Raw genomic sequence first — 19067 nt, forward strand, 5'->3', positions numbered from 1 at the left:
CCTCACTCGCAACGGCGGCCTGCTGCAGTACGTACTCCGCCAACTGGCAACGAAGAAGGTGGCGTGATCGCCCTTTGATCGGCGGAAGACCGGCCCCGCGCAGCGCGCGGGGCGTTCGTTTGTGCGCGGCGACGGTCCTGCGCCATCATCGGCCCCTTGTCATCGCCGGGAAGGGAGTTCCATGGGTATGGATGCATCGCGTCGCCGGTTTCTGGGATGGAGCGGCGGCATGCTGGCGGGAATGACCCTGCCGCCGGCCATCGCGGCCAACGTCTCGCCCGCCCTCGCCTCTTCCACGGACAGCGCCGCCCTGTATGCGCGCGCCCTGGTGCTCGATGCCAACGCCCTGGCCTCGATCGGCGCGTTGCTGCACGACAGCGGACAGGCGCTGCACCTGCGCCAGATCAGGGAATCGGGCATCAGCGCGATCAAGACCACGCTCGGCGGCGCGGCCGGCTCGTTCGAGGAAACGGTGGCCGACATCGCCCGCGCGCAGCAACTGGTCGAAACCCATCCCGCGTTGTTCCTGAGGGTCGCCGCGCCGGAGGACCTGGCGCGCGCCAAGCGCGAGGGCAAGGTCGCGCTGATCTTCTCCTTCGAGGCGGCGAGCATGCTGGAGGACAAGGTCGAACGCATCGACCTGTTCCGCGGGCTCGGCGTGCGGGTCATGCAGCTGTCCTACAACCGGGCGTCCCCGTTCGGCGGCGGCTGCCTGGACGACACGCCGACCGGGCTGAGCCCGCTCGGGCGCGAGGCCATCGCGCGCATGAACGCCTGCGGCGTGGCGCTGGACCTGAGCCATTCCAGCGCGCGCACCACCGGCGAAGCCATCCATGCCTCGCGTACGCCGCCGCTGATCACCCATGCCGGCTGCAGTGCGGTGTTCGACCATCCGCGCAACAAGCGCGATGCGGAACTGCGGGCGATGGCCGACAAGGGCGGCGTGGTCGGCATCTACATGCTGCCCTTCCTCGCCGAGGACAGCCGCCAGCCGCTGCTGGCCGACCATGTCGCGCACCTGGAGCACGCGCTGCGGGTGTGCGGCGAGGACCACGTCGGCATCGGCACGGACGCGCTGTTCTTCCCTGTCGGCGAGGAGGACATCCGCGAGATGGACCGGCAGATGCGCGAACGCCGGTTGGCCGGCACCGGCGCACCGGGCGAGAACCGCACGCCCTACCTGCCCGACGCCAATACGCCGCGCAAGCTCGTGCAGGTGGCCGACGCGCTGCTGCGCCGCGGCCATGCGCCGCGCGTGGTGGAGAAGGTGCTGGGCGCGAACTTCGCCCGCGCCTTCGGCGACATCTGGGGCAGCGGCTGAGCCCGGCCGCGCGCGTTATTCGAACGCGCCGACGCTGTCGTGGCTGAGGTTGTCGAAGCGGGTGTATTCGCCGAAGAACTTCAGCTTGCACGAGCCGGTCGGGCCGCCGCGGTGCTTGCCGATGATGATCTCGGCCAGGCCCTTGTCCGGCGAGTTTTCCTTGTTGTAGTACTCGTCGCGGTAGATGAACACGATCATGTCCGCGTCCTGCTCGATGGCGCCTGATTCGCGCAGGTCGGCCATCACCGGGCGCTTGTCGGTACGCGTTTCCAGCGAGCGGTTGAGCTGGGACAGCGCGATCACCGGCACGTTCAGTTCCTTGGCCAGGCCCTTGAGCGAACGGCTGATCTCCGAAATCTCGGTGGCGCGGTTCTCGCTGTTGCCCGGCACGCTCATCAGCTGCAGGTAGTCGATCACCACCAGGCCAAGGTCGTGCTCGCGCTTGAGCCGGCGGCACTTGGAGCGCAGCACTTCCGGCGACACGCCCGGGGTGTCGTCGATGAAGATCTTGGTTTCCTTGAGCATGCGGATGGCGCCGGTGACGCGGCTCCAGTCCTCGTCCTCGAGCTGGCCGGTACGCAGGCGCGTGGCGTTGATGCGGCCATTGGAGGAAATCAGGCGCATCGCCAGCTGCGAGGCCGACATTTCCATCGAGAACACCGCCACGCCCTTCTTCGACTTGATCGCCGCGTACTCGGCGATGTTCAGCGCGAAGGTGGTCTTGCCCATCGCCGGGCGCGCGGCCAGGATGATCAGGTCGGTCGGCTGCAGGCCGGCGGTCATCGCGTCGAATTCGTTGTAGCCGGTCGGCAGGCCGGTGATGTTGCCGCCGTTCTCGAAACGGTTGCGCAGTTCCTCGAACGCGTCCTTCAACGCGCCTGGCATGGCGACGAAGTCGGTGCGCCCGCGCGCGCCCTGTTCGGCGATGGCGAACACCGATTTTTCCGCCGACGCCAGCAGCTCGGTGCTGTCGCGGCCCTCGGGCTGGAAGCCGTCGTTGACGATGTCGGTGCCGACCTGGATCAGCTGCCGCAGCACCGCCTTGTCGCGCACGATTTCCGCGTAGGCGCCGATGTTGGCCGCCGATGGCGTGGTGCTGGCCAGTTCGATCAGGTAGGCGCCGTCGCCGACCTGCTCCAGCTTGCCCTGCGACTCGAACCACTCGCCCAGCGTCACCGCGTCGAACGGACGGTCGCGCTCGGACAGCTCGCGGATGGCGCGGTAGATCAGCTGGTGGTCGCGGCGGTAGAAGTCCTTCTCGGTCAGCGCCTCGTTGACCCGGTCGAACGCCTCCGGCGCCAGCATCAGGCCGCCCAGCACCGCCTGTTCGGCCTCGACCGAATGCGGCGGCACGCGCAGGCTGTCGAGGCGCTGTTCGCCGCGGTCTGCGCGGTCGTTGCGGTCGGAACGGAAGCTGGGACGGGCGGACATGGAAACCTTTGTGCAACGGGGAAAACGACCCGGCCATGGTAGGCCGATGCGGGCCGGCAATGTGGGGATAACTCCGTGGACAAGCTGTCGGCAGCCCGTGGATGTGGCCGCCGGGCCTGCTTCACAAGGGCCGCGCCGCTGCCGTCACGGAAACCCCCGGCATCGCGCGGATGCCGGGGCCCCGATTATGGCCCGGCCGGTTGCCCCGCGCCGGTCTTCAGCGCCGCGCGTGCGTCCCGACCCAGTCCAGGAAACGGTCGACGTAGCCCTGCAGGAAACGCCGCGTACCATCGTTGGTCACGCTGCCGTCGGCCTCGATCAGCCCGTCCTTGTACTGCAGGAAGGCTTCGGGCTGCGCCATCACCGACAGGTTCACGAACACCAGTACGTTGCGCAGGTGCTGCTGGGCCATCGCCGTGCCGGCCGCGCCGGGCGAGGTGCCGATGACCGCGGCCGGCTTGCCGTCGAAGGCGCTGTCGCCATAGGGGCGCGAGGCGGTGTCGATGGCGTTCTTGAGCACGCCGGGGATGGAGCGGTTGTATTCGGCGGTGACGAACAGCACCGCGTCGGCCCGGCGGATCTCGTCCTTCAGGCGCGTGCCCTGCGCCGGGAAGTCGCTGTCGCGGTCCTGGTTGTACAGCGGGATGTCGTCGATGCGCAGGTAATCGAAGCGCGCGCGCTCGCCGGCCAGCTTCTCCAGCGCCAGCGCCAGGCGGCGGTTGTAGGATTCCCTGCGCAGGCTGCCGACGAGCACGGCGATGCGATACGGTTCCATGGCGACCTCTCTCGGATAGGTGCGGCCACGCTAGCCGGTCGCGCCTTCGCGGCCGGTGAAGGCCGGCCCCCGGTCAGCCGCCGCGGACCAGCGCCCGCTGCGCCTGCCAGTGCGCCTGCCAGGCCTGGAACATCAGCACGTTCCACAGGTGGGTATGCCAGCGCCGCTCGCCCTGGCCGAAACGCCGCCACAGCGAGGACACCGCGGCCTCCTCGAACACCCCGTCCTGGCGCAGGCGCCGCGGATCGAGCAGGTCGCCGGCCCAGTCGCGCAGGTCGCCGCGCAGCCACTGCGTCACCGGCGCGCCGAAGCCGCGCTTGCCGCGGAACACCATCGCGTCGGGCAGGTAGCGCCGCAGTACCTGCTTGGGCAGGTATTTGGTGGTGCCGCCGCGCAGCTTCAGGTCCAGCGGCAGCGACCAGGCGAACTCGGCCACGTTCCAGTCCAGCAGCGGCGCGCGCGCCTCCAGGCTGGCGGCCATGCTGGTGCGGTCGACCTTGCACAGCAGGTCGTCGGCCAGATAGGTGGTGAAGTCGGCCAGCATCATCGCGTCGGCCGGCGCGCCCTGCCCCTGCAGCGGATCGGGCTCGCTGTAGAAACGTGGCCGGCTCGCGCGCGCCGCGCACCGCCGCGGCCGGGTCGCGCCAGCGCGAGATGCGGTTGCGGTAGACATCGCCGATGCCGGTCGCGCCGGTTTCGGCCAGCAGCGCGGCCAGCCCGCCGGCGCGCGATTCCTCGCCCTGCGCACGGGCATGGCGCCCCAGCCAGCGCCGCAGCGGCGCCGGCACCCGCTGCAGGGCGCGCGCGTTTGCGCAGCGCGCGCTGGTAGCGGGTGTAGCCGAAGAACAGCTCGTCGCCGTCGCGCCGGACAGCGCCACCGTCACCCCGCGCCGCGCCAGCCGCGCGACCAGCGCCGTAGGCACCTGCGAGGCGTCGGCGAAGGGTTCGTCGAACATCGCCGGCAGTTCCGGCACCACCGCCAGCGCGTCGGCGCCGCCGACATAGAGTTCGGTGTGGTCGCAGCCCAGATGGGTGGCCACTTCCCTGGCCAGCGGCGCCTCGTCGTGGTCCGAGCCCTCGAAGCCGATGCTGAAGCTGTGCACCGGCTGCGCGCTCTGCGCCTGCATCATCGAAGCGACGAGGGCCGAATCGGTGCCGCCGGACAGGAACACGCCCACCGGCACGTCAGCCACCATGCGCAGCGCCACCGCCTGCCGCAGCGCCCCGTCCAGCACGTCGGTGGCCTCGGCCTCGCTGCCGGCGAACGGCGCGGCCAGGCAGGCGGCCATGCGCTCGCGCGCGTCCCAGTACGCCCGCTGCGCCTGCGCGGGCCGGTGCGCGGCGGCGCCGGCCGCCACCGCGACCGCGTCCAGGTGCAGTACGCGGCCAGGCATCAGCTTGAAGGCGCGTTCGTGGATGCAGTGCGGCGCGGGGATATAGTCCAGCCGCAGCAGCAGGGTCAGCGCATCGCGGTCGATGCCGTTGTCGAACGCCGGATGCCGCCACAGCGCCTTCAGCTCGGAACCGAACACCAGCGTGTCGCCGGCCCAGCCGTAGTACAGCGGCTTCTTGCCGACGCGGTCGCGGGCCAGCGACAGGCGCTGCTCGCGGCGGTCCCACAGGGCGATGGCGAACATGCCGTTGCAGCGCCGCAGCGTGGCTTCCAGCCCCCACTGCACGATCGCCGCCAGCAGCACCTCGGTATCGGAATGGCCGCGGAAGCGGTGGCCGTGCGGTTCCAGCTCGGCGCGCAGCGCGGCGAAGTTGTAGATCTCGCCGTTGTAGGCCAGCCAGTAGCGGCCGTCGCCGGAGGCCATCGGCTGATGGCCCAGCGGCGACAGGTCCAGGATGCTCAGCCGCCGGTGCGCCAGCGCCACGCCGGCGGCGGCATCGGCCCAGACGCCGCGGTCATCCGGTCCACGATGGGCCAGGGCATCGCCCATCGCGCCGGCCAGCGCCGCCAGTTCCGCTTCCTGCAACCGCGCCTGCGATTGCAGGATTCCCGCCAGTCCACACATACCAGTCGTTATCCACGCGCCAGCTCGGCTGCGGCGCTCACCACGTCATTGTCGCCCGGAAGCACCAGCAGTGCGGCGCCGGCCAGCGGCGTGTAGGTATCAGCGCCGGTCACCCGGCGCAGCGGCACCGCGCCGTACCCGGCCTCGGCCAGCGCGGTGATCACGCCCTCGCCCACGCCGGCGCTGTGCCGGCCCTCGTCCAGCACGATGATGCGCCTGGCGCCGCGCGCCTGTTCGGCGATCCAGGCCGCGTTGAGCGGCACCAGCCAGCGCAGGTCCACCACCCGCACTTTCCAGCCCTGCGCCGCCTCGATGGCCCGGGCCGCGCGCAGCGCCATCGGCACGCCGTTGCCGTAGGTGATGATCAGAAGATCATCGTTGCCCTCGCCGTAGACCCGGCCCTGGCCCAGTTCCAGCGCCTGCTCCGGCGCCGGGTACGGGAACAGCCACTGGCCGTCGCCGGCCTCGTGCAGGTCCTTGGTCATGTACAGCGCGATCGGCTCCAGGAACACGCACACGCGCCCGTCCACCTTCGACAGCGCCGCCAGCGTGCGCAGCATCATCGCCGCGTCGTCGCCACGCGAGGGGCAGCCGACCACCAGCCCGGGGATGTCGCGGATGGCGGCGATCGAGTTGTCGTTGTGGAAATGGCCGCCGAAGCCCTTCTGGTAGCCCAGCCCGGCGATGCGGATCAGCATCGGGTTGCGGTACTGGTCGTTGGAGAAGAACTGCAGCGAGCAGGCTTCGCCGCGCACCTGGTCGATGGCGTTGTGCAGGTAGGCCAGGTACTGGATTTCCGGCACCGGCAGCATGCCCATGTTGGCGAAGCCCTGGGCCATGCCCAGGATCATGGTCTCGTCGAGCAGGGTGTTGAACACCCGGCGCGGGCCGAAGGCCTTGTGCAGGCCCTTGGTCACCGTATAGACGCCGCCCTTCTGCGCCACGTCCTCGCCGAACAGCAGGGTGTCGGGGTATTTGCAGAACAGGTCGTGCAGGGCCTGGTTGATCTGGATGGCCAGGTGCCGCGGCGGCAGGTTCTCCGGCAGCGACGCCTCGCCGCCGAACACCTGCAGGCGGCGCTCGCCGTAATCGGCGCGGGCGGCCTCGGCGCGCACCTTGTCCGGGGTATGCGGCGCCAGCGGCGCCATCACGTCCTTGAGCGAGGTCAGGCGCGGGCGCCGGTCCGCGTCCTCGGCCGCTTCGAAGCAGCGCGCGCGGGTAGCCTCGTACAGCGCCAGCACCTCGTCCGCGCTCATCACCCCGGATTCGACCGCGATCTGCGCCGAGCGCAGCAGCGGGTCGCCCGCCTCCACCGCGCACAGTTCCTCCAGCGCGCGCCACTCGATCTCGAAGTCGGTGCCGGCGTGGCCCATGATGCGGGTGGTGCGCAGGTGCAGGAAGGTCGGCCGGCGCGTGCGGCGGCAGTGCTCGACCGCGCGCTGCACGTCGCCGTAGCCGGCGGCCAGGTCCAGGCCGTCGGCGAAGAAGTAGTCCAGGTCCGGGCGGTTGCGGAAACTCTCGGCGATCCAGCCGCTGGGCGTCTTCACCGAGATGCCGATGCCGTTGTCCTCGCACACGTACAGCACCGGCGCCGGCAGCTTCTGGTAAGCCGTCCACGAGGCCGCGTTGAACGCGGTCTGCGCGGTGGCGTGGTTGGCCGAGGCGTCGCCGAAGGAACAGATGGCGATGCTGTCCTCGGGCACCGGCAGTTGCAGGCCGAGCCGCTTGCCGGCCTCGATCGCCATCGCCGTGCCCAGCGCCTTGGGCAGGTGCGAGGCGATGGTCGAGGTCTGCGGCAGCACCCACAACGGCTTGCTGCCCCACACCTTGTGGCGGCCGCCGCTGGCCGGGTCCTCGGCGCTGGCGGCGAAGCTCAGCGCCGAATCCATGATCGGGTCCATGCCCGGCAGCTTGCGGAAGCGCTCGGCCATGAAACCGCCGGAGCGGTAGTGCAGGAACGCCGGGTCGGTATGACGCGCGGCGCGCGCCACCATCGCGTTGCCCTCGTGGCCGGACGAACCGATCGTATAGAAGACCTTGTTCTGCACGCGCAGCACGCGCGCCATCAGGTCCAGGTGGCGGCTGACCAGCTGCGATTGGAAAAGTTCGCGGAACCCCTGCGCGTCCAGCGCGCTGCCCGGCAGCACGGGAGCGCCGTCCTGCGGCGCGCCGGCCGGCCCCTGCGCCAGGCCCTTCACGAATTCGATGAAGTTGGCGTCGCAGATCTCGGCGCGGTTCAGGCCCTTCATGCGGGCCGGAATGGGATTGGGTACACGGGCGAACATCAGGCAGGACTCCACGGTGCAGGCAGGTTGGGGAAAGACGGATCAGGGCGAAGCGGCGAGGAAGTTGCGCGTCACCTCCGGCGGCGGATCGGGCATGGCCACGAAGCCGGGCCGGGCGCGCACCGCCTGCAGCCAGCGGCCGATGGCCGGCCAGGAATCCAGGGCGATGCCGCCGTCGGCGGCGACCGCGGTATAGGCGAACAGGGCGATGTCGGCGATGCCGTAGTCCGGCCCGGTGAACCAGGCGTGCGCGGACAGGTGCCGTTCCATCCGCGCCAGCGCCGCGTGGCCGCGCTCGCGCAGCTTTGGCAATTCCTGCCGGCGCGGCGAATCCGGTGGCGTCCAGCCACTGATGAAACGCGCCACCGCGATGTTCGGTTCATGGCTGTACTGCTCGAAGAACATCCACGACAGCGCCTGCGCGCGCTGCCAGCCGTCGGCCGGCAGGAACGGCGTGCCTTCGGCCAGCCAGAACAGGATCGCGTTGGATTCGGCGAGCACGCGCCCGTCGTCGCGTTCGACCAGCGGCACCTTGCCGGCTGGATTGAGCGCCAGGAAGTCCGGCGTGCGGGTCTGGCCGGCGGCGCTGTCCACCTCGACCCAGCGGTAGCGCGCGCCCAGCTGTTCCAGCAACAGGCGCACCTTGTGGCAGTTGCCCGAAGTGGACATGCCATACACCGTCAACGCAGCACCTGGATTGCTCAACGACACGATTCCCCACACCGCCGACTGGCAGGCGATCCGGCCATCTGACCGGAACCGGGGGTGTTTGGTAAAGCTGCGACCGCAGCAAAATCCACGGAAGAATCCGGTACGCGCCGATGCGACGCCACCAGCTGCTGCGACGTGGGGTCAGGCGCCGGCCATCCGATGCGGACGGCCGCTCCCCGCCTGCCGATGGATGCAGCTGAAACGATGCCTCAGCGGCGCGCCTGCCACGCCTGCCGCGTCTGCCCCCACACCTCGACGTCGACCTCGTGCGGCGGCGGCAGGCGCGTGGCGCGCAGCACCTGCGAGCCCAGCTTGCGCGCCACCGCCTGCGAGTTGCGGTTGTCCGGCGCGATGGTGTGGATCACCTCGTCCCAGCCCAGCGCGTCGAATGCCCAGTCGATGGCCGCGCGCGCGGCCTCGGGCGCATAACCCCGCCCCCAGCAGGCCGGCACGATGCTCCAGCCCACCTCCGGCCCCGGCCAGCCATGCGGCTGCCACGGCCCCACCCGGCCCACCCAGCGCCCGCTGCCCTTCTCGATCACCGAGAACATCGAATAGCCCTGCAGTTGCCAGCTGCCGGTGATCGTGGCCAGGCTGCGCCAGGCCACCGGCGGCGCCTGCACGCCGCCCAGGTGCTCCATCGCCACCGGGTCGGCGCAGAACGCGGCGAACGCGTCGAAGTCCTCCGCCGACGGCGGCCGCAGCAGCAGCCGTTCGGTTTCCACGCGCAGGTCGAAAATGCTCATCGCGGGCTCTCCATGGTTTCCGGCCCGCCACGCTACCACCCTGCGCGGGGCTCAGGCCGTCATGCGTCCGCTGATCGCGCCATAGGCCAGGCGCACGGTCTCGAAACCGTGCTTGCGTTCCAGGCGGCGCACGATGAAATGCCCGCGCGCCATGTCCTGGTAGTAGCCGGTGAACATCGTGTTCAAGGTGGCGCCGGCCACCGCGCCGATCACCGGCACCGCCTGCGCGGCGAATTTCTCCGAGACCACCACGCCGAAGCGGGCGGCGACCTTCTCCACGATCCGCGCCAGCCACTTGCCGGCCTCCTTCGGCCCCAGCCCCAGCAGCAGGCCATGGCTGCCGCTGAGCGTGGTGCCGGCCAGTTCCGCCGACAGGTGCCGCATCAGCTCGGTGGTGAAGCCGCGCGCCAGGTAATAGCCGGTTTCGCTGGCATCGTCGCCGCCCGAGTTGCCGCCCAGCGCGAACACTTCCAGGCAGGCCTGGCGGGTGCCGAAGTCGTCCAGGTCGAAGCCTTCGCTGCGCGCGATGTCGGCCACCGCGCGCATGATGATGGTGGTGGACAGCGGCAGTTCGACCACCAGCGCCGGCAGGCCGCCCGCGCCGCCCAGCGCGCCGGACGCGGCGGCGGCCAGCTTGTGCAGGCGCGCGCGAGGCCGGCTTGCCGGGCTGCTTCCGGTCCATGCTCCACAACGCCGCCTGCGCGGCCTTGTGCAGCGCGGCCTCGGCCGCGCCCTGGATGCGTTTCGATACGCCGGAAGGCAACCGGCGCACGGCGAACTCCAGCGGCGAGCCGACCAGGTTGGCCATGCGCGCGCTGAGCGTCGGCGCCTCCAGCAGCGCCACCGCGCGCCGCAGGTCGGCCATGTCCTGCGGATCGTTGGCCAGCGTCGGCACCCGTTCGCCCATCGCTCAGGCCGTTTCCGCCGCGCCCGGCAACCCGGCCAGCGCGCCCATGTACTGGCGGTAGTGGCGCAGTTCGGCGATCGAATCGTGCACGTCGCTCAGCGCGGTGTGGCTGGAGTTCTTGCCCACCCCGGCGGCGATGGCCGGCGCCCAGCGCCGGGCCAGTTCCTTGACCGTGGACACGTCCAGGTTGCGGTAATGGAAATAGCGCTCCAGGCGCGGCATCTGCCGGTGCAGGAAGCGGCGGTCCTGGCAGATGGAGTTGCCGCACATCGGCGAGGCGCCGGCCTTGATCCAGTCCTGCAGGAAGGCGATGGTCCGCGCCTCGGCCTGGCCCAGGGTGACGTCGCTGTCGAGCACGCGCTGCCACAGGCCCGAGCGGCGGTGCTGGTTGCGGTTCCACTCGTCCATCGCCTCCAGCGTCGCCAGCGGATGGGCGATGGCGAACTCGGGGCCTTCGGCCAGCACGTTGAGCTGGGCATCGGTGACCACGGTGGCGATCTCGATGATCGAATCGTTGTCCGTGTCCAGCCCGGTCATTTCCAGATCGATCCAGATCAACCGGTCGTTGCCTGTGCTGTTGTCCGTCATGTAGCGCCTCGTGCAGGGGCCGGCGGCAGCGGCGCCGGCGGGATATCGGGCGGCCATGATACGCCGCGGTTCCGCCGCGCCGCGTGCAGGTGGTGCGTCAGCCGCCGTCCTCGGGCAGCAGCGGCCGGCCGCGCTTGGCGCGGAAATAGTTGGTCAGGCGCAGCCCCCCCGCCTCGCGCGCCAGCACGCCGCCGGCGACGGCGACGCGGTGGTTGTGGCGCGCATCGCCCAGCAGGTCGAACACGCTGCCGCAGGCGCCGGTCTTGGGGTCGGTGGCGGCGTACACCACGCGCGCCACCCGCGCGTGCACCAGCGCCATCGCGCACATCGCGCACGGCTCCAGCGTCACGTACAGGGTGCAGCCGACCAGCCGGTGGTTGCCGAGCCGGGCACCGGCCTCGCGCATCGCCACGATCTCGGCATGCGCGCTGGGGTCGTGGCGGGCGATGTTGAGGTTCCAGCCCTCGCCCAGCAGCTGCCCGTCGGCGCCGACCAGCACCGCGCCCACCGGAATCTCGTCGAACTCGCGCTGCGCGCGTTCGGCCAGCACCAGCGCGTGGCGCATCCAGCGCGCGTCGGTTTCAGGGTCGTGCGCGGCGGCGTTCATCGTGCGCCTTCCGGTGCGGACGCCATGCCGGCGTGGCGCAGGTGCACCAGCGGGTAAGGCCGCCCCTGGCCGTCCAGCGGCGAGCGCCCGGTCTCGACGAAGCCCATGCGCGTGTAGAACGCCATCGCCTGCGGATTCTGCGCGTTGACGTCGGTGCCCAGGCGCGGATGTGTGCGCAGCGCCTGCTCCACCAGCCGGCGGCCCAGCCCGCGGCCATGGTGGGCGGGATCGACGAACAGCGCCTCCATGTGGCCGTCCACGACCAGCATGAAGGCCAGCGGCACGTCATCGGCGTCCACCGCCAGCAGCAGCGGCGCATCGGGCAGGAAACCGCGGACCTCGGCCTCGATGGCCTGGCGGTCGGCGGCGGCCAGGAAGTGATGCGTGGCATCGACGGCGCGCCGCCAGATGTCGATGACGCGGGCGCCGTCGTGCGGGCGCGATGGACGCAGTGTCGGCATGGTTCGCAGTCCGCAAGAGTCCCGGGAACGCGCCCGGCGCTTCAGGCGTCCGGACCGTGGAGATGGCGGGCAGAGTGGGATTCGAACCCACGGAAGGTTTGACCCTTCGCCGGTTTTCAAGACCGGTGCCTTAAACCGCTCGGCCATCTGCCCGTGACTGTCGTGCCGATGCCTGCGCACCGGCCAGGGGCGCGCATTCTCGCACGCCGCCATCGATTCTGCTCAACCGGCCTCGATCGCCAGCGCGCCCATGGTGGAGGCGCGGATCTTCTCCTTGGCGCGCTCGCAGGCGCCGCCGCAGTCCAGGCGCGAGGCCTCCAGCTGCGGCGGCAGGTGCTCGGCCAGGAAGTCGATGAACACCCGCACCGCCGGCAGCAGGCCGCGACGCGAGGCGAACACCGCATGGCAGATGCCCTGCGGCAGCGACCAGTCCGGCAGCACCACTTCCAGCTCGCCGTTGCGCACCGCTTCGGCGCAGACCGTTTCCGGCAGCATGGTGATGCCGAACCCGTCCTTGACCATGCTCTGCAGCAGCGGGAAATCGAAGCCGGCCACGCGCGGCTGCAGGTCCACGCGGCTGACTACGCCGCCGGGGCCGTGCAGTTCCCAGCGCTGCCGCGCCTCGTCCTCGCTGATGCTCAGGGTGACGTGCTGGGCCAGGTCGTCCGGCGTCTTGGGACGGCCGGCGCGATCCAGGTACTTCGGGCTGGCCACCAGCAGTTCCTGCACCTGGCCGAAGCTGCGCATCACCAGGCTGCCGTCGTCGTCCAGGCGCGAACGCACCCGCAGCGCTACGTCGTAACCTTCGTTGATGATATCCACGCGGCGGTTGCTGATGTTCAGCTGCAGCCGCACCTTCGGGTATTGCTCCAGGAATTTCGGCAGCAGCTTGGGCAGCTGCATCTGCGCCAGCGACACCGGCACGCTGGCGCGCACCAGCCCGCGCGGCTCGGCGCTGAGGCGGTCCACCACCTCGCGCGCGGCCTGCGCCTCGGCCAGCATGGTCTGCGCGTGGCGGTGCACGCTCATGCCCACGTCGGTCACCGCGAAGCGACGGGTCGAACGCTGCAGCAGGCGCACGCCCAGATCGGTTTCCAGCTGGCTGATGCGCCGGCTCAGGCGCGACTTGGGAATGCCCAGCGCCCGCTCGGCGGCGGCGAAGCCGCCATGGTCCACCACCATCGCGAAGTAGTAGAGGTCGTTGAGGTCCTGCATGGATTGATCCCACAACTGGAACGAATCGTGGAATTCAACCACCTTTGTCCTGATTTTACAAATCAGGCCTCAAACAGTCTTGTATCCAACCCCGTAGGAGCGACTTCAGTCGCGATGGGGCTGTCCCGGTAAAGCCCCACCGCGACTGAAGTCGCTCCTACCGGGCAAGCCGTGCAGCAAAAGGCCCGCATCGCTGCGGGCCTTCGCACGAACGACAGCGGCAAACCGCCTCAGCCGATCCGCTCCACGCCACCCATGTACGGGCGCAGCGCCTCGGGCACGGTGATCGAGCCGTCGGCGTTCTGGTAGTTCTCCATCACCGCGATCATCGCCCGGCCCACCGCCACGCCCGAGCCATTGAGCGTGTGCACCAGTTCCGGCTTGCCGGTGGCGGGGTTGCGCCAACGCGCCTGCATGCGCCGCGCCTGGAAATCGCCGCAGTTGGAGCACGAGGAAATCTCGCGGTAGGTCTGCTGCGAGGGCAGCCACACTTCCAGGTCGTAGGTCTTGATCGCCGCAAAGCCCATGTCGCCGGTGCACAGCAGCATGCGCCGGTACGGCAGGCCCAGCTTCTGCAGCACGGTCTCGGCGCAGGCGGTCATGCGCTGGTGCTCGGCCTCGCTTTCCTCCGGCCGGCACACCGACACCAGTTCCACCTTCTCGAACTGGTGCTGGCGGATCATGCCGCGCACGTCGCGGCCGCCGCTGCCGGCCTCGGAGCGGAAGCACATCGAATGGGCGGTCATGCGCAGCGGCAGGCGCTCGGCCTCGACGATCTCGTCGCGCACGATATTCGTCAGCGGCACTTCCGAGGTCGGGATCAGGTAGCGCGTGGCATCGCCCAGCGCGGTCCTGAACAGGTCTTCCTCGAACTTGGGCAGCTGGCCGGTGCCGCGCAGCGAATCGGCGTTGACCAGCACCGGCACGTTGGTTTCCTCGTAGCCGTGCGCGTTGACGTGCAGGTCCAGCATGAACTGGCCCAGCGCGCGGTGCAGGCGGGCGATGGGGCCGCGCAGCACGGTGAAACGCGCGCCGGACAGCTTGGCCGCGGTCTCGCCGTCCAGCCAGCCGTTGCGGGCGCCGAGTTCGACATGGTCGAGCACCGCGAAATCGAACGCGCGCGGCGTGCCCCAGCGCGACTGCTCGACGTTGTCGCCTTCATCCTTGCCGCGCGGCACGTCGTCGGCCGGCAGGTTGGGAATGCCCTGCGACAGCGCCTCGATCTGCGCGCGCAGGTCGTCCAGCTGGATTTCCGAGGCCTTCAGCTCGTCGGCGAACCCGGCCACCTCGGCCATGATCGCCGACACGTCCTCGCCCCTGGCCTTGGCCTGGCCGATCGCCTTGGAGCGGCTGTTGCGCAGGCTCTGCAGCTCCTGCGTGCGCACCTGGATGCGCTTGCGGTCGGCCTCCAGGGACTCGATCGCGGCCACGTCGAGTTCGTAGCCGCGCGTATCGCGCAGGCGTTGCGCCAGTTCGGCGGGCTGCTGTCGGAGAAGGGCGGGATCGAGCATGGGGCGGCACTGTAAACGGATACGGAACGCGATTATCGCCCGAACCGCGCCGCTCTGCCGCGCGCCGGTACCTTCCTGTGCCAGAATCCGGACGTTCCTTCCGGTCAAGCCCTCGCCCCGCGCCGCCCATGCCCGCTTCCCGCTCCGACCAGAACATCACCTTCCAGTTGCCGCGCAACGCCCTGAAGATCGCCGGCATCGCCTTCTGCGTGGGCCTGCTGCTGTTCGTGGTGGTGTGGTTGAACGCGCGCCGGCACAACGACTTCTACCGTGCCGATCCGGCGCAGCCGCAGGTCCAGGCCGACGAGGCCATGCCCCTGCCCGAGCCGTTGCCGGCCGGCACCGGCGCCAGCGACATGCCCGACGCGCGCCCGGAAGCGCCCGCCGAAGAAACCCCGCAGGTGGTGGAGACCGCGCCCGCGCCGCCGCTGCCGGAAACGCCCGTGGCCGCGGCGCCGGCCACTCCCGTCGCGCCGTCGCCGACCGTGGCCGCCCCGAGCGACCGGCCGGCCACTGCCGGGCCAGAGCCCGCCCCCGTCCTATCCGCCGGCTGCGCTGCGGCGTGGCGAAAGCGGCACCGTGGTGGTGCGGGTCGACGTCGACGCCGCCCCCCTGGGGACCGAAGATCATCCAGCGGCGGCTGCCGCGGCGACCCCGACCCCGTCCGCCGGCTGCGCTGCGGCGTGGCGAAAGCGGCACCGTGGTGGTGCGGGTCGACGCGACGCGGCGGCCTGCCGCTGGACGCGAAGATCATCCAGCGCAGCGGCTCGCGCGACCTCGACCGCGCGGCGCTGGACGCGGTGCGCGGCTGGCGCTTCCAGCCGGCGCAGAGCAATGGCCAGCCGATGGTCGGCAGCCTGGAAATCCCCTTCGATTTCCAGCCGGCCCAGTAATCTGAACGGCGCCTGCGCCGCACCCTGAACTGCGGCGGACCCGCAGGCGGCGCGTTTACGCCGCGCTGACCACCACGGCCGCGCATCGGGCCAGACTCCAGCCGTCACTGGACGCATAAGGAGCCTGACGATGAGTGCCACCCATGCCCATGAACTGCACCCCGCGCCGGACGGACAGCCGCGCCACGCCACTTCGCCGTGGTTGTGGGCCGCGCTGGCGCTGGCGATCCTGATCGGCGTACTGGCGCTGGTGCTGCGCCAGAACGAGCCGGTTCCCGCCGCGCCGGTGGGCAACGACGCCGCGCCGGTCGTCGTGTCCCCGACCGCGGATGCGCCGCCAGTCACGCGCACCCCGGCCGCCACCACGCAGAACCCGCGCCGACAGGCGCCGCTGGTGCGCGACCGCCAGGCGCGCCCGCTGGCGGGCAACGCTTCGCCCGCCTATCCGCCGGCCGCGCTGCGCGCCGGCGTCGAGGGCAGCGTCGTGGCCAGCCTGCAGATCGACGCGCAGGGCAAGGTCACCGACGCCAGCATCGTGTCGCGCAGCGGTGAACGCAGCCGCGACCTGGACCGCGCGGTGCTGGACGCGGTGCGCGGCTGGAAGTTCGAGCCGGCCCTCCGCAACGGCCGCGAAGTGGCCAGCGTGGTGCGCGTCCCGGTGGATTTCCACGCCGACCGCTGACCGCAACGCGGGACGCGAACAGGGAGCTTGAACGCGAACGGGCCGGAAGCGGCATGCTTCCGGCCCGTTCGTGCATCGCTCCTGCGGTCAGGCGACCGTCAGCGCGAAACCGGCATCGCCCGCCAGACGGTCGAAGCCGGGGAAGGACGTGGCCACGTTGGCGACATCGTTGATGCGCACCTGCCCGTCGCTCAGCTGGCCGGCGATGGCAAAGGCCATCGCGATGCGGTGGTCGCCATGGCTCTCGATGGTGCCGCTGCCGAGCGCGCCCGGATGGATGGTGGCGCCGTCGTCGGTCTCGTCGATGCGCAGGCCCAGCGCACGCAGGCCGGTGGCCATGGCCGCGAGACGGTCCGATTCCTTCACCCGCAGCTCGGCCGCGCCGCGTACCACCGTCGGGCCGTCGGCCGCCGCGGCGGCGACGAACAGCGCCGGGAACTCGTCGATCATGTCCGGCACCACTTCCACCGGGATTTCCGCGCCCTTGAGCGGTGCATACCGCACGACCAGGTCGGCCACCGGCTCGCCGCCGTGTTCGGCGTGGTTCTCTTCCACGATGTCCGCGCCCATCAGCCGCAGCGCGGCCAGCAGGCCGGTGCGCCGCGGGTTCAGGCCCACCGAGCGCAGGCGCACGTGCGAGCCCGGGATGACGCTGGCGGCGGCGATGAAGAACGCCGCGGAGGAGAAATCCGCCGGCACCGCGATGTCGGTGGCGCGCAGCCGCTGGCCGCCGCGCAGGCGCGCCTGGCCCGGTTCGAAATCGATCTCCACGCCGAAGGCGCGCAGCATGCGCTCGGTGTAGTCGCGGGTCGGGTGCGGCTCGACCACCGAGGTTTCGCCCTGCGCGTACAGGCCGGCCAGCAGCACCGCCGACTTCACCTGCGCGCTGGCCACCGGCAGTTCGTAGTCGATGCCGTGCAGCGGCTGGCCGCCATGGATGCGCAGCGGCGGCGTGCCGTCGTCCTGCGTGTCGATGCGTGCGCCCATGCGCGCCAGCGGGCCGGTGACGCGGCGCATCGGCCGCCTGGACAGCGATTCGTCGCCCACCAGCACGCTGTCGAACGGCTGCGCGGCCAGCAGGCCGGCGAGCGAGCAGGCGCATGCCGGTGCCGGCGTTGCCGCAGTCCAGCTCGCCGTCCGCCGCCTTCAGGCCATCGACGCCGACGCCATACACGATGCGCCGCGACGGCGACGGGGTTTCGAAGCGCACGCCCATGCGCGCGAAGATCGCCGCGGTGGCGCGGGTGTCCTCGCCCTCGAGGAAACCGTCGATGCGCGACACGCCGTCGGCCAGCGCGGCGAACATCACCGCCCGGTGCGACACCGACTTGTCGCCGGGAATGTCGAGCGTGCCCCGCAGGGGCTGGCCTTTGCTTGCGATCCAGTAGGGCTGGGTCATTCGGAATCTCTCTGGTTGTCCATTGTTCCTTCTCCCTCCCGGCGGGGGAGACAGTGCGGCAGGATTGCCGGACTGCACGGCGAAGCCGCCCGGAGGGTACGGCACAGGGATGTGCCGCATGCAGGTGCCCGAAGGGCGGATGAGGGTACGTGTGAAGCCGCAAGGATCTAGGGCCGCGAGGCAGACGGCGCCCCTGCCCTCACCCCAACCCCCCGCTTCGCGCCCCGGCCCTTGCGCTGGCGCAAGGGCGTTCGTGGGGCAGCGAACCGGTGGTTCGCAAACTGCCCCCTCACCCCGGAGGGAGAGGGGCTTTCGGATCACGGCACGGCGACCGGGTACGAACCCAGCACCTTGATCTCGGCCGAATGGGCCTTCAGTTCGGCCAGCGCCGCCTGCATCGAGGCATCCTCGATGTGGCCGGCCAGGTCGATGAAGAAACCGTATTCCCACTTGGCCTGGTGCGAGGGCCGCGACTCGATGCGGTTCATGCTGATGCCGTGGCGCGCGAACGGGCTGAGCACGTCGAACAGGGCGCCGGGCTTGTCGTGGATGAACACCAGCACCGAGGTGCGGTCATGGCCCGAGGACGGGAAGAACTGGCGGCCGATCACCAGGAAGCGCGTGGTGTTGTCCGCGTCGTTCTGGATGGGCTTGGTCACCACTTTCTTCAGGCCATACACGTGGCCGGCGCTCTCGCCGCCGATCGCCGCCGCGTCGTCGGCGTTGCGCGCGCGGCGCGCGCCCTCGGCATTGCTCGACACCGGGATCTTCTCGGCCTTGGGCAGGTTGGCACGCAGCCAGGCCGAGGTCTGCATGAACGACTGCGGGTGCGCGTAGACGCGCTCGATATCCTCCAGCCGGCCGCTGCGCGACATCAGGAACTGCTGCACGCGCAGTTCCACTTCGCCGCAGATCTTGAGGTTGGAAGTCAGGAACATGTCCAGGGTGATCTGGATCGTGCCCTGCCCGGAGTTCTCCACCGGCACCACGCCGAAATCGGCGTTGCCCGCTTCCACTTCCTGGAACACTTCCTCGATGCTGGCCAGCGGCAGGCCCAGCGCCGAGCGGCCGAAATGCTTGAGCACGGCCTGCTGGCTGAAGGTGCCTTCCGGTCCGAGGTAGCCGATCTTCAGCGGCTCCTGCTGCGCCAGGCAGGCGGACATGATCTCGCGGAACACGTGCACCAGCACTTCGTCAGAGAGCGGGCCCTCGTTGCGGTCGACCACCATGCGCAGCACCTGCGCCTCGCGCTCTGGCCGGTAGTAATCCACGGCAGCGGCGAGCTTGCCCTTGGCCTTGCCGACCTGGTGGGCGAACTGCGCGCGCTCGGCGATCAGCGACTGGATGCTGCGGTCGATCTGGTCGATCTTGGCGCGCACGTCGGCCAGCACCGGCTTGGCCACGGTGATGGAGGTGTCCTTGGCGGCGGCCTTCTTCGCGGTGGCCGGCTTCGCCTTCGCGGCGGTCTTGGGTGGCTTGGATGCCATGTTCGGGTCTACCTGTTGCGGGCCGGCGCG

At 70.5% G+C, this 19067-nt stretch carries 14 protein-coding genes, 1 tRNA gene and 5 pseudogenes; 4 read left to right on the forward strand and 16 right to left on the reverse strand.

Features of this window, described 5'->3' with window-relative positions; translation table 11 throughout:
* The first annotated feature begins 229 nt into the window (after positions 1-229).
* On the forward strand, positions 230-1321 hold the full coding sequence (locus ABTV91_RS12725) for a dipeptidase (protein ID WP_433851774.1): 1092 nt from the start codon (positions 230-232) through the stop codon (positions 1319-1321).
* Positions 1322-1336: 15 nt separating this feature from the next.
* On the opposite strand, the gene ABTV91_RS12730 is transcribed toward ABTV91_RS12725, so the two are convergent.
* The 14 genes and pseudogenes from ABTV91_RS12730 to serS form a co-directional block, all read right to left on the reverse strand.
* A complete protein-coding gene (locus ABTV91_RS12730) occupies positions 1337-2752 on the reverse strand; it encodes a replicative DNA helicase (protein ID WP_433851775.1) in 1416 nt (471 codons plus the stop codon).
* A 217-nt stretch (positions 2753-2969) separates the two neighbouring features.
* Positions 2970-3527, reverse strand: a complete 558-nt coding sequence (locus ABTV91_RS12735; protein ID WP_433851776.1) for an NADPH-dependent FMN reductase — start codon at positions 3525-3527, stop codon at positions 2970-2972.
* Between the two features lie 73 nt (positions 3528-3600).
* Positions 3601-4200 (reverse strand): asparagine synthase-related protein, encoded by a 600-nt coding sequence (locus ABTV91_RS12740; protein WP_433851777.1) that lies wholly within the window; start codon positions 4198-4200, stop codon positions 3601-3603.
* A pseudogene (gene asnB, locus ABTV91_RS12745) lies at positions 4094-5545 on the reverse strand (asparagine synthase (glutamine-hydrolyzing)); the annotation flags it as partial. The gene ABTV91_RS12740 and the pseudogene asnB, both read right to left, overlap by 107 nt.
* A gap of 8 nt (positions 5546-5553) precedes the next feature.
* Positions 5554-7830: a thiamine pyrophosphate-dependent enzyme gene (locus tag ABTV91_RS12750; RefSeq protein WP_433851778.1), complete on the reverse strand. Its 2277-nt coding sequence runs from the start codon at positions 7828-7830 to the stop codon at positions 5554-5556.
* A 42-nt stretch (positions 7831-7872) separates the two neighbouring features.
* Positions 7873-8514, reverse strand: coding sequence for a glutathione S-transferase family protein (locus tag ABTV91_RS12755; RefSeq protein WP_433854180.1), 642 nt, complete (start codon positions 8512-8514; stop codon positions 7873-7875).
* 236 nt (positions 8515-8750) lie between these two features.
* A complete protein-coding gene (locus tag ABTV91_RS12760) occupies positions 8751-9287 on the reverse strand; it encodes a GNAT family N-acetyltransferase (protein WP_433851779.1) in 537 nt (178 codons plus the stop codon).
* 51 nt (positions 9288-9338) lie between these two features.
* Positions 9339-10194 (reverse strand): annotated as a pseudogene (locus ABTV91_RS12765) (EcsC family protein).
* Between the two features lie 3 nt (positions 10195-10197).
* Entirely contained in the window at positions 10198-10782 is a 585-nt protein-coding gene (orn, locus tag ABTV91_RS12770) for an oligoribonuclease (RefSeq protein ID WP_433851780.1), read from the reverse strand.
* A gap of 97 nt (positions 10783-10879) precedes the next feature.
* The gene (tadA, locus tag ABTV91_RS12775; RefSeq protein ID WP_433851781.1) at positions 10880-11389 is read right to left on the reverse strand and encodes a tRNA adenosine(34) deaminase TadA; all 510 of its coding nucleotides are present in this window, start codon (positions 11387-11389) and stop codon (positions 10880-10882) included.
* Positions 11386-11850, reverse strand: a complete 465-nt coding sequence (locus tag ABTV91_RS12780) for an acetyltransferase (RefSeq protein WP_433851782.1) — start codon at positions 11848-11850, stop codon at positions 11386-11388. The genes tadA and ABTV91_RS12780 overlap by 4 nt, the downstream gene beginning before the upstream one ends.
* A gap of 63 nt (positions 11851-11913) precedes the next feature.
* Positions 11914-12003 (reverse strand) — tRNA-Ser (locus ABTV91_RS12785).
* Positions 12004-12072: 69 nt separating this feature from the next.
* On the reverse strand, positions 12073-13065 hold the full coding sequence (locus ABTV91_RS12790) for a LysR family transcriptional regulator (RefSeq protein WP_161613668.1): 993 nt from the start codon (positions 13063-13065) through the stop codon (positions 12073-12075).
* Between the two features lie 230 nt (positions 13066-13295).
* The gene (gene serS, locus ABTV91_RS12795) at positions 13296-14576 is read right to left on the reverse strand and encodes a serine--tRNA ligase (protein ID WP_433851783.1); all 1281 of its coding nucleotides are present in this window, start codon (positions 14574-14576) and stop codon (positions 13296-13298) included.
* Between the two features lie 128 nt (positions 14577-14704).
* On the opposite strand from serS, the pseudogene ABTV91_RS12800 reads away from it, so the two are divergent.
* The 3 genes and pseudogenes from ABTV91_RS12800 to ABTV91_RS12810 form a co-directional block, all read left to right on the forward strand.
* A pseudogene (locus ABTV91_RS12800) lies at positions 14705-15217 on the forward strand (energy transducer TonB); the annotation flags it as partial.
* 87 nt (positions 15218-15304) lie between these two features.
* Positions 15305-15469: pseudogene (locus ABTV91_RS12805) on the forward strand (energy transducer TonB); the annotation flags it as partial.
* A 130-nt stretch (positions 15470-15599) separates the two neighbouring features.
* The gene (locus ABTV91_RS12810; protein WP_433851784.1) at positions 15600-16151 is read left to right on the forward strand and encodes an energy transducer TonB; all 552 of its coding nucleotides are present in this window, start codon (positions 15600-15602) and stop codon (positions 16149-16151) included.
* Between the two features lie 87 nt (positions 16152-16238).
* On the opposite strand, the pseudogene aroA reads toward ABTV91_RS12810, so the two are convergent.
* A pseudogene (gene aroA, locus ABTV91_RS12815) lies at positions 16239-17550 on the reverse strand (3-phosphoshikimate 1-carboxyvinyltransferase).
* Between the two features lie 317 nt (positions 17551-17867).
* The gene (gene pheA / locus ABTV91_RS12820; RefSeq protein ID WP_433851785.1) at positions 17868-19037 is read right to left on the reverse strand and encodes a prephenate dehydratase; all 1170 of its coding nucleotides are present in this window, start codon (positions 19035-19037) and stop codon (positions 17868-17870) included.
* Between the last annotated feature and the right edge of the window lie 30 nt (positions 19038-19067).

The sequence above is a fragment of the Stenotrophomonas nitritireducens genome, assembly GCF_050984405.1.
GTDB lineage: Bacteria > Pseudomonadota > Gammaproteobacteria > Xanthomonadales > Xanthomonadaceae > Stenotrophomonas > Stenotrophomonas nitritireducens_B.